12 protein-coding genes are annotated in these 17,166 nt (G+C 53.5%); 3 read left to right on the forward strand and 9 right to left on the reverse strand.

Going from position 1 to position 17,166, the window contains the following annotated elements:
* Window positions 1-959: 959 nt before the first annotated feature.
* The 5 genes from ACEQZY_RS18740 to ACEQZY_RS18760 form a co-directional block, all read right to left on the reverse strand.
* Window positions 960-1,301 (reverse strand): P-II family nitrogen regulator, encoded by a 342-nt coding sequence (locus tag ACEQZY_RS18740; protein WP_341702030.1) that lies wholly within the window; start codon window positions 1,299-1,301, stop codon window positions 960-962.
* Window positions 1,302-1,328: 27 nt separating this feature from the next.
* Window positions 1,329-4,478 (reverse strand): efflux RND transporter permease subunit, encoded by a 3,150-nt coding sequence (locus ACEQZY_RS18745; protein WP_370156422.1) that lies wholly within the window; start codon window positions 4,476-4,478, stop codon window positions 1,329-1,331.
* Between the two features lie 36 nt (window positions 4,479-4,514).
* Entirely contained in the window at window positions 4,515-5,744 is a 1,230-nt protein-coding gene (locus ACEQZY_RS18750; RefSeq protein WP_341702032.1) for an efflux RND transporter periplasmic adaptor subunit, read from the reverse strand.
* 41 nt (window positions 5,745-5,785) lie between these two features.
* Window positions 5,786-7,027 (reverse strand): TolC family protein, encoded by a 1,242-nt coding sequence (locus tag ACEQZY_RS18755; protein WP_341702033.1) that lies wholly within the window; start codon window positions 7,025-7,027, stop codon window positions 5,786-5,788.
* A 67-nt stretch (window positions 7,028-7,094) separates the two neighbouring features.
* Window positions 7,095-7,457, reverse strand: a complete 363-nt coding sequence (locus tag ACEQZY_RS18760) for a hypothetical protein (RefSeq protein ID WP_370156425.1) — start codon at window positions 7,455-7,457, stop codon at window positions 7,095-7,097.
* A gap of 499 nt (window positions 7,458-7,956) precedes the next feature.
* Here ACEQZY_RS18760 and ACEQZY_RS18765 point away from each other — a divergent pair, with 499 nt between their 5' ends.
* On the forward strand, window positions 7,957-9,219 hold the full coding sequence (locus ACEQZY_RS18765; protein WP_341702035.1) for an adenylate/guanylate cyclase domain-containing protein: 1,263 nt from the start codon (window positions 7,957-7,959) through the stop codon (window positions 9,217-9,219).
* A 103-nt stretch (window positions 9,220-9,322) separates the two neighbouring features.
* On the opposite strand, the gene ACEQZY_RS18770 is transcribed toward ACEQZY_RS18765, so the two are convergent.
* The 4 genes from ACEQZY_RS18770 to ACEQZY_RS18785 form a co-directional block, all read right to left on the reverse strand.
* The gene (locus tag ACEQZY_RS18770; protein WP_370156427.1) at window positions 9,323-10,651 is read right to left on the reverse strand and encodes an APC family permease; all 1,329 of its coding nucleotides are present in this window, start codon (window positions 10,649-10,651) and stop codon (window positions 9,323-9,325) included.
* A gap of 142 nt (window positions 10,652-10,793) precedes the next feature.
* Complete coding sequence (locus ACEQZY_RS18775) at window positions 10,794-13,157, reverse strand: heavy metal translocating P-type ATPase (RefSeq protein WP_341702037.1); 2,364 nt, start codon at window positions 13,155-13,157, stop codon at window positions 10,794-10,796.
* A 140-nt stretch (window positions 13,158-13,297) separates the two neighbouring features.
* Window positions 13,298-13,795: a cytochrome b gene (locus tag ACEQZY_RS18780; RefSeq protein ID WP_370156429.1), complete on the reverse strand. Its 498-nt coding sequence runs from the start codon at window positions 13,793-13,795 to the stop codon at window positions 13,298-13,300.
* Between the two features lie 6 nt (window positions 13,796-13,801).
* A complete protein-coding gene (locus ACEQZY_RS18785; RefSeq protein ID WP_370156431.1) occupies window positions 13,802-14,017 on the reverse strand; it encodes a heavy-metal-associated domain-containing protein in 216 nt (71 codons plus the stop codon).
* A 139-nt stretch (window positions 14,018-14,156) separates the two neighbouring features.
* Here ACEQZY_RS18785 and ACEQZY_RS18790 point away from each other — a divergent pair, with 139 nt between their 5' ends.
* Entirely contained in the window at window positions 14,157-14,777 is a 621-nt protein-coding gene (locus ACEQZY_RS18790; RefSeq protein WP_370156433.1) for a trans-aconitate 2-methyltransferase, read from the forward strand.
* 904 nt (window positions 14,778-15,681) lie between these two features.
* A complete protein-coding gene (locus tag ACEQZY_RS18795) occupies window positions 15,682-17,136 on the forward strand; it encodes a multicopper oxidase family protein (protein WP_370156435.1) in 1,455 nt (484 codons plus the stop codon).
* Window positions 17,137-17,166: the final 30 nt, after the last annotated feature.

Raw genomic sequence — 17,166 nt, forward strand, 5'->3', positions numbered from 1 at the left:
AGGTGTTCCAGGACGACGCTGTCATTTGCGCTGCTGAAAATCGAAGTGATCGAGCTATTGTGGTGTGTGATACAAAAGCGGCTTGCAACCGAGGTTGCGAGAAGATGTACGTCCATGAGTCACCAGACAATCAGGTTTCATCACGCGGGGTTCTACCCCCGGCGGTATCGTCGCCTGCCCTGGAAACCCGCATGCTGTCCAGGCAATGACCTAGCAGCATCGCTGGTCCCGCAGGGATTCAGGATGAGAGCTGCAGCTACGGCCCTGACACGGCCTGCTGCTTTGTGAAACCCGATCGGCATGTCCCAGTCAGCTGTTCGTTGCAGGAAAGCCGGTTCGCCAGGGAGAATAACAGGCCCCGAAGCTCCGATTATATGCTTCCCCCGCAGAAAACCACCTGAGCGGGAACAACTCGCCGTTTCGGAGGCTCTGGAAACGACTTGGAGCAACCTTAGTATACACGCAAGATTATTCCAACTACTCAGAATGCATTCTTTTTATATACATTTTTTACCTGATTTATCGCTATGATTGCATAGAAAGCTTATTGGGAAGTCATTAGGAGATTTGCTCGGAGTTCATGAATACTGATCAGCATTAAACTTACTATCGAGGGAATTTCTGGCCGCCAGCACATATACGTCACTGGCGCAATGATCGACACTTATCAGTTTTCGATGATGTCATGTGTCCAACTATGACGGCGAAACCGCAACGGCGCGCCGGCACCGATTGCGTGCTGACGATGAACCTGTTTTGCCATGCATTCTCTGAATTCCTGGGTTTCTTCCGCTAGGCCTGCTTCCTGGCACCGATTGCTTCTGTATTCAGCCAATTGCTCCTGAGTCGCACCACAGCCAGCCAACCCGAGACTGGCGATCCCAACCATAGTCAGTGTCAGTCTCCGCATTTAATTCTCCTTTAGAAGCCAATAAGCGGTCACATATGCAATAGATTAATCAAACAGCTGTTCTTCCTATTTCTCCGCTGCTTATGCGCCTAGCTTGCTGGAGCTCCGAAACATAAATCTTTCCATCCCCACGCAGCCCGGTATGTGCGACCTGCTGAATAATATCCGAGAGAACTTCAACCACTTCATCCGTACACGCAATCTCGAGGCGGGTACGCAGAACAAGTTCCAGGCCATGAAAAATCACCATGTCTGGCGCAGAATGGGCGCGACCACGGCCAAAGCCATGTACCTCCGAAAGACTGAGGCCGCTCAGCCCTTCGACATTCTGCAATGCGAGTACCACTTCTACGGAAAGGTGTGGCTTTATAAAGGCAACTATCATTTTCATCGTGCTTCTCCTTTTCCGGTACGCCCGTCACCTGGCGCCATGCGCTGGTGATCCGTCATTGGCTGAGACTGTATGCTTGGCTGAACGCCTGTCTCGCTCTGGAATGATAGCGAACCACCTGTAAAGAGCCGGAAGAACAAGCAGGGTTAACACGGTTGATGAGATCAGGCCTCCAACTACGACCGTTGCCAGCGGCCTCTGCACTTCAGAGCCTATTCCATTGGCAAGCAAAAGGGGGATGAGGCCAAGGCTTGCAACTGTTGCTGTTGTCAGGACCGGGCGCAGTCGAGTCATTGCTCCTTCGTATACTGCATCGTCGACCGGCCGCCCGCGTCGAACAAGGTCGTTAATATATGACACCATCACGACGCCATTCAGTACCGCTACTCCAAACAGCGCAATGAAACCGACTGATGCTGGAACGCTCAAGAATTGTCCGGATACAGCAAGGGCAAATATTCCTCCGATTAAAGCGAAGGGGACATTCAGGATTATGAGTAGAGCATTCCGCACTGAGCCGAATGAGGCAAACAGCAAGAGGAAGATCATGACCAAGCTAATAGGCACCACAACTGACAATGTCCTTTGCGCCCTCTGTTGATTCTCAAACTGTCCACCCCAGGTTACAAAGTAGCCTGCAGGGAGGCTGACGCTGTTGGCCACAGTCTGCTGGGCCTCAGCGACGAAACCTCCCATGTCTCGATCACGTATATTCGCTTGTACTACAACGCGGCGCTGAGCTGATTCCCGAATGATTGCCGGCGGACCTTCAACGACGCCGATATCGGCCACCTGAGAAAGAGGAATGCGAATACCCCCGGCTCCACTGATCAGCAAATTACCAATGGAAGCGGCACTATCACGGGATTCTTCGGCAACGCGAAGGTAAATATCATATCGTTGCTGACCCTCGATAACCTGACTGACCGGCTCTCCACCAACAGCAGTAGAAACGATCTCCATGACATCGGCTACATTGAGACCATATCGTGCAAGCGCTTCATGATCAGCGCGGACCACCAGCTGCGCTTCACCACCAATCTGTTCCATCTGAACATCCGCGGCACCTTTCACGGACTTGATAGCGGCCTCGATTTCTCGCCCTTTCTCCTCAAGCACACCGAGATCCTCACCAAAAAGCTTAACTGCCAACTGCGCTTTAACGCCCGACAGAAGCTCATCTACTCGCGAGGCAATCGGCTGTCCAAAATTTAGGGTTACGCCGGGATACTCAGCAAGATCTCGCTCGAAGAGATCGACCAATTCTGGCTTTGTCGACGCCGTTGTCCATTCTTTCTGATCCTTCAGGACAACTAGGATTTCGTTATTGGAGATTGGTTCTGGATCCCCTCCGAGCTCTGGTCGTCCGATCTGACTGACCGCGTAAATGACCTCTGGATACTTGATGAGCTTTTTCTCCAGTATCTTTCCGATCCGCTTGGCCTCCCCGAGAGAAATACTGGGGCTCATCGTTACTCGTATTGACATGCTGCCCTCGTTGAGCTCCGGCACAAACTCGGTGCCAAGAAATGGTACCGTTGCCAGGGAACCGCCAAGCGCCGTCAACGCAACGACTACAACCGCTGCTCTATGTCGTATTGCTCGTACTAGAAGCGGATGGTACGCCGCTTTCAGCACGCGCAGCAACCTGGTGTCCTCCTCGGCTATCTTCCCTCTCAATAGAACTGACGCGAGAACAGGAACAACAGTAAGGGCGACAATTAGAGACCCCAACATGGCAAAGGCGATGGTGAATGCCATAGGACTGAACATTTTCCCTTCCACACCTTCAAGTGTGAACAACGGGAGGAAAACGACAACGATAATAAGCACTGCAAAGAATACAGGCTGCCCGACCTCCTCCGCTGCTCGTCGAACCTTACTGGTAAGGCTGTCGTTTTCGTGTCCTTCCTCGGCCAGGTGCCTCATGATGTTTTCGATCATAACAACTGATCCATCCACCATCATTCCGATTCCTATGGCGAGACCACCCAGTGACTGAAGGTTGGCCGAGAGCCCGAAATGCCTCATCATGATAAAAGCCACAAGCATAGAAATCGGAATCGAGCACACGACAATCAATGCGGCCCGCACGTTCCACAAGAAGATAAAAAGCACAAACACGATCAGGACAGCCGCCTCGGCCAACGCCTTAACCACCGTTGTTACGGCTTTCTCTCCAAGCATGGACTGGTCATAGATAGGATCAATGCGGACACCAGTCGGCAGGGTCTTCTGAATCTGCTCAACCTTCCTGCGGATATCACTCAATACCTGCCTCGTGTTGGCCCCCTTTAATTGCAGAACAACACCAGTAACAGCCTCACCATCGCCATTGACGCTGACAGCTCCTTGGCGAATTTCTGCTCCATACTCGACATCTGCAACATCCCGGACGTAAACAGGTGTTCCATCAATCGTTTTCAATACAATTCTCTCAATATCTGCGAGCCCCCGGTTGCCGCCAGAGATCAAGCCTTCACCTCGGACAACAAGCTGTTCCTGTTTCCCTTCGATGTACCAGCCACCGGCATTTCTGTTGTTCTTCTGTATGGCCTCCCGAATATCACTCCATGTGACGTCGTATGCGATCATGCGCTCGGGAGTAACCTTGACCTGGAACTGGCGAACAACTCCGCCATTACTCAAAACATCTGTGATGCCTGGTACTGTGCGTAGCTGGAATTTAACGAGCCAGTCGTTGATAGACCGAAGTTCCATCAAGGATTTGTCAGGACTGGACAGGAGATACTTGTAGACCTGTCCAAGACCAGTGGTAATCGGGCCCATTTCCGGGTCGCCAAGGCCGTCGGGGATGCGTTCGCGTGCGATCTGCAGTCGTTCGAGAACTAGTTGGCGAGCGAAATAAATGTCGACCTTGTCAGCGAATACGACTGTGACAACAGACAATCCCGTCTTCGAGATCGAACGTACTTCCGTCACATCGGGAAGGCCGTTCATCACTGATTCTACCGGATATGTTACTAGCTGTTCCACCTCGGATGCTGCGAGGCCCGGTGCCTCTGTATTAATTTGAACCTGAACGTTTGTGACATCTGGAAAGGCATCGACGTTCAATTCCTGCATTGAGGTCCAGCCGTAAACAACAAGACCAAATGTCAGGATCCCGATCAGGAACCTCTGGTTCAACGCCATGTCAATGATGCGATTGATCATTCTTGTGTTGCCTTCCTGTTCAAATCGACCGGTTCATTAATGTCCATGCCCAGCTTCAAAGCCAGACTTCTCCAGTTCTGATTTGAGCGTGAAGCTACCACTCGTAACCACGCTGTCTCCTTCCACGAGACCATCCGTCACTTCAATCAGTTTTGCGTCTCTTAGGCCCGTTCTGATCTCCCGTCGGTCGAATTTTCCTCCACCTGCATCAACAAAGACGATGGTGTTCTGCTTCTGCCGTAGAACGGCACTAACAGGTATAACCAAGACATCGGGCTTGGTTTCTGCAAAAACCGACGCTGTTACAAACATGCCTGGTTTCAGTCGCCCAGCAGTGTCCTCGACTTCGATACGGATCTGCTGGGTTCTTGTTTTCTCATCCACAATATCGGCAACCCAGTCCACGGTTCCGGTCAGGACCACCCCGCTTTTGCGAGTCCGGACGATAGCTTGCTGTCCCGGTCGGACACGGCCAATATCCTTAATGTTTACAGTAGCGATGATCCAGGGCCTGGATAGATCCGCGACCGTATAGACACTAGTGTCAGACCCGACTACCTGACCTTGTACGATGTCCCAGTCGATTATTACTCCGCTGATCGGGGTAACAATTTGATATCGGCCGCTACTGTCAGCCGCTGCTGCCTTCAGGTCTATGCCGACAGAAAGCAGGCTCTGCTCGGCAGTTAGCAATTCTACATTGGCCTGTAAATACTCTTGCCGCGCATCCTGATAATCCTGCTCAGAGGAGACTTTTCGTTTCCACAATTGCTCTTCTCTTCGCATGCGACTAAGCGCTAGTGGCGCCTTCTCCCTTGCTCCAAGAAAAGCATTTTTCATTTCTGCGAGTTCCCGGCTCTCGACCAAAGCAAGAGTGTCACCAGTTTTCACGGCACTCCCAATCGTTTTCTCTATCCTGGCGACATATCCAGAAACACGCGGCACAATTAATGCCAGTCGATGGCGATTGAGCACCACCTCTCCTGTCAAGTCGAGAGGCACCTGGACATCGCCGCGCGCGACTAGCGATGTTTCGATCTGCGCCAGTTCGATTTGCTTCGATGTCAAAGTGACATTATTTGCTTCATTCTCGTGTTCTTCTCCTTGACCCTTTTGCTCTTGATGCTTCTCTCCTTCGTCCTCCTTATGCCCAGCATGAGCCATATTGTTGGCCTTGTTCGCTTCTTGGGTGTTGTCATCGCATCCTGATAGGATCGCGGGCAAGAACAATGCAACAGCGATATATATTGCACGCCGGTTCATCATGATTCTCCTGATAGAAATTGATAGCGGGATTTCGTGCAGCTTTACTGCACTCGGCCAACCAGACGTGCCAAATCAATTCGAGCCAGATGATACTCTTCGAGTGCATCTGCAAGTTGCTCTTCGATCTCGTAGCGGGTGCGCTGTGCATCCAGTAAGTTTAAGAAGTCAAACTTTCCGGATTGATACCCATCCTTAGCTGCAGAAAGAGCGCCATCAGCAGCTGGACCAATAATCGACCTGAGGGTGACAACCTGCTGGTAGGCCGTCAGCAGGTTTGAGCGCGATTTAGCCAGGTTTCCTAGGATCTCGAGCTTGGCTGCTTCTTGTTCAGCTTCAGTCCGGAGCAGGTTCTGACGAGCTTCGAGGATAGAGCCCTTGTTCTGATCGAAGACTGGAATCGGGATGGATACACCAACAACAACTGCGGAACTGTCGTCCTCATTGTACCTGCGGAATCCGGCGCTAAATGTTGGATCGGGTATGGCTGCGGAAGTTGCTGAATCGACAGCAGCCCTTGCTCGTTCAACTTCTGCGGCGATCCGCGCGAAAATCGGGTTCTGGGCGAGTGCCGGTTGATCTGGTGCTATTGCCGGAACGCTCCCAATTTCGTCAAGCCACCCGGCTTTGATATCCAGACTGGCCGCATTTTGGTTCAGTAATGCCGAGAATTCGGCCATTGTTGCTTCGTAGGAGCCGCGCGCCTTTCTAGTCGCCATGTCCGCCGTCGCAAGAAGGATGTTGATCCGCTGGATTTGTACGACTGCTTCCTTTCCGGCCTCCACCCGCGCAAGAACCGCTTCTGCAATCGTCGAGGCATTGGATTTCTGACGATCTGCTATATCGACACGTCGTTTACTGGCAAGCGCTCGCACATAGGCCCGCGCAATATCGACCTGGAACGCTAATACTTCGATGTCCCGTTGATACCCGGCTTGCTTCAACCCTGCCTGTGCCTCGGCTATCCGCGCCTGTCGTTTGCCTCCGAGCTCAATGCGTTGTGACAATCCGGCCGTCCATTCCAGGCCCTTGCTTCCGGAATAATTTTTGCTGCCAGCAAAATTCTCGGCGTCGACGAATATCTCGGGGTTCGGTCGGGCGCCGGCCTGCAGCAGCGCGCCGCCTGCTCCTGCGATGCCGGCTTCGGCTGCTCGCAGTCGAGCGGCATTGGTCTCACCAAGCCGCAGAGCGTCATTTAAGTCCTGGAGAATGATTGGCGCTTGCGCCGCCGCCGAGTTTACAAATACAACTGCACTGATAAGTGCAAAGATGAAATGGGTGCGCATGATAAATCTCGCTTGGGCATGACTTTAAGTCCCGCGTCGTCGTGCGGGGGCTGCTATTCAAGCGAAATCAGACGCGTGGTGGTTCAAGTACGCCCCACAGCGGGGCTGCATAGAGGCCTAGATCATTTGCGGCGCACAAGCGTTCCGCTTCGGGATCAGCGCTGATTGGTCCCTCAGGAACTTTGGAAAGCATTGGCGAATGCTGGTTGCAATGGAGGCCACAATCACTCTGCGTCAACACAATCTTTTCAGGCGCACTCTGATCGCCTAAGCCGACCCCGTCAAAGGCAATGATCGTGTCATCAGAAGATGCATCGCCAACATTCTCAGTATGAAAGGCGGTAATGAGTCCTGCCAAAATCATGCACATGACAACGACCGCGGCGCAAATACGCCGCCAGTTCTGTTGTACATGTGATGGTTTGCTCATGGCACTCACTTATGCTCCAAGCGTTGGAGCGTAACTAAACATTCTGACCACGAAGTCAACATGTTTTCCAAGAAATCTGAGTGAATGCGGCCTATTGTCGCCGATATAATATTGCATCTTGGTATGTTAATGGCCTGCTTGTCAGGCCTCGTCAAACAGATTCCACTGAACTATGGGTTGCCCGTCACCATTATGGCACGATCAATCCTTCGTCTTTTTGTGAAGCGCATCTTGTCGTCTCCATCGCACTTCGCCTGCGACGGCCGAGTAGTGCGGTATTGACTTCCCGCAGCGTATTGGACTCACCGACCTTCTTCTATATCACATACCGGGTCCAATTCGTCGACATCGCACTTTTCTGGTATTGCGCCAGTCCTAGTTCTGAACGGGAAAACGCATGCTTGAATATTTCCGCCGCTTATCATCGATAAGCAATCAAATGGCTTTTTCTTGACAAAGAGATTCTTTGTCATTGACTTCGAAACGGTTCACATAATTCATGCGCCAGTACAATCCATCAGAAATGGCGTCATTTGCCGAGAAAAACAACGAGCGCATCGCATTTGCGATCCGCGCCTCGATCTTTGGTGCATTACTGGTCTATGGAGTTTTTGCCAGGGCCACTGGCGTGAACCACGGGTCCTTTGAAGCCGCAGCGCTCATCTACGGCTTTACCACGCTACTCAGTTCTCTTTCATTCCTCTGGCCACGCCGTAGCGCCATCCTCGCATATGCCTTCATAAGCATGGACGTGGTGTGCCTGGCGGTCGTCGTTCTTTTGCTTGGAACCGGGTTCGGTCTCTCTCCACAGACGTCTGCAACGCTCCCGGTTTCTGGACTTATCTATGTTATACTTCTCTATGCTTCGATGAGGTACAGGCCAATTCTGGTCCTCTATGCCTCATTCCTGTTTGCGGCCAGTATCGGCCTGGGTTTTATGCTCTTTCCCCTCTCTGGAATTGGCGCCAGCGCCGCTCACGAAGAGCATCTTTCCCATTTCCAGCTTCTCAGTGCGATAGTCTTCGTCCTGGTCACTGCGATCGTTTTCATCCTGACTTACCGTTCCCGGCGTTTCCTGTCTGATGCCACTCGGAATGCTGCCCGCGCGGCTGCATTGGCCCGCTACTTTTCGCCGGATGTTTCCTCTGAACTTGTGGAGCAAAGCGCTGATACAAAAGAACATGCCCGCAGGAGGAAAGTGGCAGTGATTTTCGCAGACATTCAGCACTTCACGGCAATGTCTGAGAATATGGACCCCATGGCGCTTGGAATATTCCTGTCCGAGTTTCGTTCAAGGGTAGCGCGTTCTGCCTATGACAATGGGGGCATTATTGACAAATATATTGGGGATGCCGTGATGGCAGTTTTTGGTGCTCCCAACTCAAAACCAGATGACGCAGACCGTGCCCTTCAATGTGCCATGTCAATGGTTAAGGCGGTTTCGGAATGGTCGCGTGACAGGCGAAGCGCCGGGCTTCCGTCGATTGAGATAGCTATTGGCGCTCATTTCGGTGAGGCCTTCGTTGGTATTGTCGATGATGGTGTCATGATGGAGTACACAGTACTTGGAGACACGGTCAATGTTGCAAGCCGGCTGTCCCGGCTCCCCAGGACTCTGAATACATCATTGGTTGTCTCCGACGATCTGGTTTCGGCATGCCGAAGGCACCCGGTTTCCACCATGCTTGAGAAGGTAGATGCTCAGCACCTGCCTGGTCGTCAGAATCCGCTGGATGTATATCGACTCAGGCAGGATCAGTAATCGGTGTGCCTTATGTCCCGTTAAAGCTCTCTGAATACTTCTGGGGTGTCAGTCAATCTGCCGGTTCACAGCCCAAGTACAAGCCTTCCAACATAAAGACCGGTTACGAGCCCATCTGATGTGTCTCCGATCCGATCCAACGCCCCAGGTAAATGCGGACGAACAGCATGACCGTGCTGATTGCGATGAATGCATACAGGACGATCATCGGATCGCTTGAAAGTTTCAGCACCGTAAAGGCGGTCAGAACCAGCCCGTCCATCCCAATTGCGGCCAGCAGGACTGCCGCCGACGCCCCCACCTCATGTCGCCGGTAGCGGAACACACCCCAGTGCACGGTCATGTCCATGACCAGATAAAAGAAAGCACCGAGTGAAGCGATCCGGCTCAGGTCGAAAAACACAGCAAGGATCGATGCCGCAACGACAGTGTACACCAGCGTGTGTCGCTGAATGGGCCCTGACATCCCAAAATGGCTATGTGGGATCATTTTCATGTCGGTAAGCATTGCCAGCATTCGAGAGACAGCGAAGACACTTGCCAACAGGCCGGACGCCGTGGCTACAGCTGCCAGAAGTACCGTCAGCAGGAATCCTGCTGTTCCCAGCGTCGGCTTCGCCGCTTCTGCCAGGGAATAATCCCTGGCTACGACAATATCCTGAAGCTGAAGACTCGAACCTACACCGAAGGCCACGAGCAGATAAACGAACGTGCAAATTACGATGGAAATTGCAATCGCACGACCAATATTCCGATGCGGGTCGGTAACTTCTGATCCACTGTTGGTAATTGTGGTGAACCCCTTGAAAGCCAGGATGGACAATGCCACGGAGCCTGTAAATCCCAGGGCGTCATACTCCACTCCGGTACCGCCGGCGGCCTTGAAAACAAATCCCCCGCTCCAGAGTGCTGCGATACCAAAAACAGCAATGCCGCCAATCTTCAATGCGGCCATAATCAGTGAGGCGACCCCAACAGACTGATTGCCTGCGATATTGACAAGAAAAGCAACAAGAATAATTCCGACGGACAACACCGGTATCAGCGGCCCGCCATCGATATCAAAGGGGCGGAGGACATAGGTCGAGAATGTCCGCGCCACCAGGCTCTCGGCAATTATCATGCTGAGGGCCATGAGAAGCGATGCTCCGGCAGCAACAGCCCCTGTGCCATAGCATTTCTGCAGTATCATTGCGATGCCGCCAGCTGATGGCCATTTATTCGCCATACGAATGTACGAGTAAGCGCTAAAGCCAGTAACAATGGCACCGGCAATGAAAGCCAAAGGAAAATATGGGCCGGCGAGTTGAGCTATCTGGCCGGTGAGAGCAAAGATTCCAGCCCCGATCATGACACCGGTGCCCATGGCAACAGCGCCGGCGAGCGTGATCGACCCCTTTCTGTAGTTGCTCGAGTGATTGTGATCCGCCATTTTCAATCCTATTAGTATGCCTGCCGAATTGCGCTAATGTCACAATTCGACACCTTGAATAGCTTGGTTGGTCGTTCATCCGGGTGCATGGCTGTATCCTCGGACATCCCGCCATGTCATATGCATCTGGTGTCTGTCTGTCCTAGAACATTGATTGCGACTTAAGTCGCAGCGCATTAGCGACTACACTGACAGATGAGAGCGCCATGGCTGCCGCAGCAATAATGGGAGACAGCAACACACCGAATGAAGGATAGAGAATACCAGCTGCAATCGGTACGCCAGCAGCATTGTATATAAAGGCAAAGAATAGATTCTGCCTGATATTTCTCATTGTCGCTACGGAGAGGGTTCTTGCCCTTACAATCCCGAGCAGATCACCCTTCAGAAGGGTAACCCCGGCGCTTTCAATAGCCACATCAGTGCCGGTGCCCATGGCAATGCCAACATCTGCAGCTGCCAGTGCCGGAGCGTCGTTCACTCCATCACCGGCCATGGCGACCACTGCACCCGTGCGGCGGAGTTTATCGACTATGGCGCCTTTTTTATCCGGGAGAACGTCAGCTTCGACTTCGTCGATTCCGAGTTCCTTTGCGACAGCCTCAGCGGTAGTACGGTTATCGCCAGTCACCATGACTACCTTTATTCCGGCTGCCTGTAGTGCGCTGAGGGCTTCCGGCGTCGATTTCTTGACTGGATCGGCGATTGCCAGAATCCCTGCCACCACCCCGTCGATGGCCACATAGATTGCCGTCGCACCACCCTTCCGAAGTTCATCGGCCTTTCCAAGGGCATCGGACAAGGGGATTTTCATCTCATCAAGAAACTTTGAGTTTCCAATAACGACCCTGGCGCCTTGGACTGAACCGATTACGCCTTTCCCAACCGGACTGTCGAAATCAACAACTTCGACAAGGTCGAGATTCCTTTCGGTTGCAGCCTGAATAATGGCATGTGCAAGAGGGTGCTCGCTGTTCCTTTCGAGACTTGCTGCGATCCGTAGAAGATCATCCTGTCCGTATCCTGCCAGGGGCACTATCTGGGTAACAGCGGGCCGTCCCTCCGTCAGCGTTCCCGTCTTGTCGACGACGACTGTATCGATCTTCTCCAGCCGCTCAATTGCCTCTGCATTCTTGATGAGAACGCCACTTTGGGCTCCACGTCCAACACCGACCATAATCGACATCGGTGTTGCCAAGCCGAGTGCACATGGACACGCAATGATGAGCACAGAAACTGCGGCAACAAGACCATATGCCATTTGTGGCTGGGGCCCCCACACGGCCCAGACAGCAAAGGCGACAACAGCAACCAGAATAACGGCAGGTACAAACCACGCGGAGACATCATCAACCAGGCGTTGGATCGGGGCTCTGCTGCGCTGAGCCTGTGCAACCATGTGGACAATCTGCGCCAGCATCGTATCGTGACCGACTTTATCTGCGCGCATGGTAAAACTGCCGGTTTGATTGATGGTTCCGGCAATCACCTTGCTTCCTGGCTCTTTGGTAACCGGCATTGACTCACCGGTTACTAGAGATTCATCAACATTGCATCTTCCCTCCAGGAGCTCCCCATCGACGGGGACCTTTTCTCCTGGCCTGACTCTCAGCCTGTCACCAACAGCGATCTCCTCGATGGGAATGTCTTCATCGGCTCCATTATCCTGAACACGGCGGGCGGTCTTCGGCGTTAGATCCAGCAAAGCCTTGATGGCTCCAGAGGTCTGATCCCTGGCCCGAAGCTCCAGTACCTGTCCCAGAAGTACCAGTACGGTAATTACGGCCGCTGCTTCGAAGTATACAGCGACGGCGCCATCACCCCCTCTGAAGGCACTAGGGAAGACACTTGGAAATACTGCTGCTACAACGCTGTAGGTCCATGCAACGCCAATTCCCATGGCAATCAGCGTGAACATGTTCAGCTTTCTGTTCCGGACGGATGAGACGCCCCGCTCCAGAAACGGCCAGCCAGCCCACCATACGACCGGGGTTGCCGCGAGCAGCTGCACCCAGTTTGAGCTTTGTGGTCCAAGGAGATGTAAGCCGAAAAGATGCGGACCCATTTCCAGGACAAGAAGGGGAAGCGTTAGTATTGCACCTCCCCAGAACCGGCGAGCCATATCCTGAAGTTCGGCATTGGGGCCGGTTGCATCGGCCGCATTCTCTGGCTCCAGCGCCATACCGCAGATTGGGCATGCACCGGGTCCATTCTGGCGGATCTGCGGATGCATCGGACAGGTGTAAACTACGCCGCTCTGATCTGGCGTCTTGCCTGCGGTTTTCTGGACAGTCAGATATGTTTCCGGGGCGGCGTCGAATTTTCCCTGGCATTTCCCGCTGCAGAAGAAATACCGCTTCGCGTTATACTCTGAAGAGAATTTTGCCGCCGCTGGCTCGACTTGCATGCCGCAGACAGGGTCATGAACAGAAGACGTGCTCGGATGGTCATGAAGATGTTTGCCCGGATGGCCATGACCATGGCCCGTGTGATGACCGTTCGACATTGGCTGGTCTCCGTCTTCTTTCTGCTTTGGTAATGAAAATTCTGCTTCCTGATGATCAGTCTTGTCAAAAGATATGGTTCTTACAACCCGGATGGGGCGGAGCTGGAAAACCTGCTCCGCCGCCCGGTGCGGACTGGATGCTATCTCATCATTTTCGCCATTGTTCCGTCTCTCAGAATAAACTGATGCCAGAATGCAGCCCCGATATGGCCGATCAGGGCAATGACCATGGTGTAAGCCAGAATGATGTGCAGGTTTGCTGTATCCTCAGCCAGTAGGGGATTATAGGCCTCGCCGCCGGACAAATTCAGCAGGATGTAAATGCCATTCGACCTGATTGTGGTCACCAGGCCGGTCGCCGGGATCGCAAACAGCAGCAGGTACAATCCTGTGTGAACGCTTCGTGCAGCAATTCCAATGCCGGATAGTTTCGGTCCGGACAGCCTGATTGCCGCTCGAACCATGCTCAGTGCGAGGACGATGACACCCAGTCCGAGGTGCAGCCGGCCAAGAATGAGCTTCGTGGGCCCGGGGGAAAGCTGACCACCCCAGATGGCGATCCCGATCAGGGTAATGATTGCTGCAGCGGACATCCAGTGAAGGCTTTTCTCACTGGCTCTATAAGCAGTTCTGTTCATGATTGCTCAGTCCGATCCACGGGCTGGGAGTACTTCTGCACTGAACCCAAGCGCTTTGATGATTTCGATCACCTCTTCTTCGGTTGCGGGTCCTACGACGTGCACGTGTTTCTGGCTCCGGTCGACTGTAACGCCCTCCACGCCGGCTATCCCGGAGAGACCCTCGCGGATCTTCTTCTCGCAGCCGCCACATGTCATGTTCTGTACAAAAATCCTCAGCATGGCCTTCTCCTGATTAGGGGAGCCCATCCTGCAACCTTGCCGTCTTGGAAGGTCAAGCAGGAAATGTCCGATTGATATTTCGCCAGCCCCCCCTATCGTCAGGTCATTGCTGCATGGGCACCACAGAAAGGGCATACATATGGCCGAACAGTCCATTTCCGATCATTGGGCCGGCGTATATGTCCGAAAGGCCGAAGACGAAGTGAGTTGGTTTCAGGAATCCCCGGTCAGATCTGCTGACTGGATTCGTGCAATCGCCCGGACGAGTGAAACGCCGATCATCGACATTGGCGGTGGCGCATCCAGGCTGGTGGACGCACTTGTTGCTTCCGGGTTCATGGATGTAACTGTGCTCGATGTTGCGGCTTCAGCACTTGCCAGATCAAAGGCCCGGCTGGGTGAATCGGGCAGCAAGGTCAACTGGACCGTAGCCGATATCACGGCCTGGCAACCGGAAAGAAACTATCTGGTTTGGCATGATAGGGCCGTGTTCCATTTCATGGTTGAAGAGGAACAGCGCAGCCGCTACCTCACCACAATGGATCAGGCAACTACAACCGGCAGCACCGCCATCATTGCGACTTTCGCATTGGATGGGCCTGATAAATGCAGCGGGCTCCCCGTTCAGAGATATAGCCCGGAAACTTTGGCCGCTGCCCTAGGAGACCGGTACAGGCTGGTTGGGGCTGAGTACGAGTCGCACTCCACTCCCGGTGGCAGCTTACAGGCGTTTCAGTATAGCCGGTTCCTGAAGCTTTAGAGCCGCTCAGGCGTTTGGCCGTGAACGGCGGGTATCTTTCGCGATGGGCAAGACTGCCCAATAGCAGCCTTGTTCAGTTTGGCTTTTTCGTGGGCATACACAGCTGCCTGTAAGCTTCCGAAACGGCTGGATGGCAACAGTCCCTCGTTTCCAGGGACTCCAGTGCCTGGAGCAGACATTCAACGATTTTTGGTCGTCTTTCGAAATCCGCTCGATGAAGAAGCCTCAGGATTTCTGATTCAAGTGAAGGCTGCTTCTGCATCTGGCACTCCACATCGACTTCTGAAGTTGGGTTGCTGCACGGGCTGCAGAGTGAATGCCCGGCTCACTTATCTGTCAGCGCATCGTAGCACCTGGTTCGCCCATTGCCAAAGTACCAACCCAAACCTTCCCACGTGGGAATCTGCGGCAATCAGCCACACACGCCAGCTTTTCCCTATATTGCTTTCTCGACCGCAGGTGCTATCGTTGGCGACATGCGGTTCTGTTCACGCATCCTTGTCGCCTTCCTTGCCCTTTCTCTGATCATGAGTGGGGCAATTCAGGCCTCCTATGCTTCGGCGACAATGTCCCCGACGGGTATGAGCCGTATGACCGGACAAGATAGCGGGGACTGTGAAGGCTGCGGTTCAGCGAAAGCTGCTCCTTGCAGCATCTCCACCCAGTGCATCGCTTTCTTTGCGGTTCTTCCAGACATGCCAGTTGCCCTGGTCTATTTCCGGACCGACCAGTTCCTGAATGTGGACGTATCCCATTCTGATCGCTCTACCCGGCCAGATCCATACCCACCTCGATCCTGATCTCTCGATAGTTACATTCAGCTGACGGTGATCGCATTGGGATTTTTATCCCTCGATTAGCGGAACTGCGCTGAATCGGTTTTCTACAATCGAGGGATTCGTGAATGAGCCATCGCGACATCGGATGGTCCTCGCGAAGCTTCAGCCGCCGGCAGGCTCTTGCTTGCCTGGCTGGGCTCGCAGCAACGGCAATGCCCGTCCGCTCTGGGCAGGCAGAAGTTGCCTCTGGCAGGACAGTCAGATCCGGCCTGCAGGAAATATTTCTGACCGCCTCCGCTGCGGATCACAACTTTTGGGCCGATTCCGGACCGGCTACCGGCATGCTGGCTTATGACGGCAAGGTTCCGGGCCCAGTTCTCCGCGTTAAGCAGGGGAGACCTCTGCGCGTAACCCTTCATAACCGACTTGAAGATGACACAACGATTCATTGGCATGGAATTAGGCTTCCGAATGCCATGGACGGCGTTCCTGGCCTGACACAGCCTCCGGTTCACAGCGGTGAAGCATTTGTCTACGAATTTTCTCCTCCGGATGCAGGAACCTTCTGGTACCACCCCCATGCCAACAGCCTTCAGCAACAGGGCAGGGGACTCGCCGGTGTATTAATTGTCGAGGAAGACAGCCCGCCGGCTGTTGATCGGGATATTCATTGGGTTTTGACGGACTGGCGCCTTGACGACGAGCGCCAGATTGTCGGCGGCTTCGGGAATCCGATGGAAGCAGGAATGGCGGGCCGGATAGGCAGCCTGGTTTCCATAAATGGCAACTTCCGGCAACAGGAAGCGTTTCATGATGGCGAAATCGTCCGCCTTCGACTGATTAACGCATGTCTCGCGCGCATCATGCGGCTGGATTTCTCACGGTACAATCCGATTGTGATTGCTATCGACGGTCAACCCTGTGACCCCCATGTTCCGGTTGATGGTCGCGTGCTTCTGGGTCCGGCGATGAGGGTCGACCTGATTCTTTCAATGAATGGTAGGCCCGGTCGCCTCTACGCGATTCGGGACGACTTTTATCCTGCCCTATCCTACGACCTGTCTGGTTTTGTCTGTATTGGCTCTCTCAGCCGGGGCCGCGCTCCCGGGGATATCGGCCAGTGGTCCCTGCCTCGCAACCCGCTTCCTGAGCCGGATCTTGCAGCGGCTGCCCGGATCGGAATCACCATCCAGGGCGGAATGATGGGGGGCATGGGTGGCATGATGGGCACAGCCTCTTCAAATGCCGCCTGGGCAATCAATGGCTCTTCCATGACAGGTGATGGTCATGCCGGAATGCGGCCGCTTGCTACATTGGAACGGCATCGTACCTATCATTTATCAATCAGTAATGACACCGCCTGGTGGCATCCCATGCACCTCCACGGTCTCAGTTTTCTCGTACTGAAGAAGAATGGGGAAAGTGTACCGCATCGAAAGTGGGCGGATACCGTTCTGCTTGCGCCGCGGGATCTCGTTGAAATTGCCTTTGTTGCCGACAACCCGGGCGACTGGATGTTCCACTGTCATGTCACTGATCACCAGAAATCCGGGTTGATGACTGTCCTTCGCATCACCTGACCGCCGCTCTCAGTAACCAATGGAGATACG

The sequence above is a fragment of the Ferrovibrio sp. genome (genome assembly GCF_964218355.1).
In the GTDB taxonomy this organism is placed as follows: domain Bacteria; phylum Pseudomonadota; class Alphaproteobacteria; order Ferrovibrionales; family Ferrovibrionaceae; genus Ferrovibrio.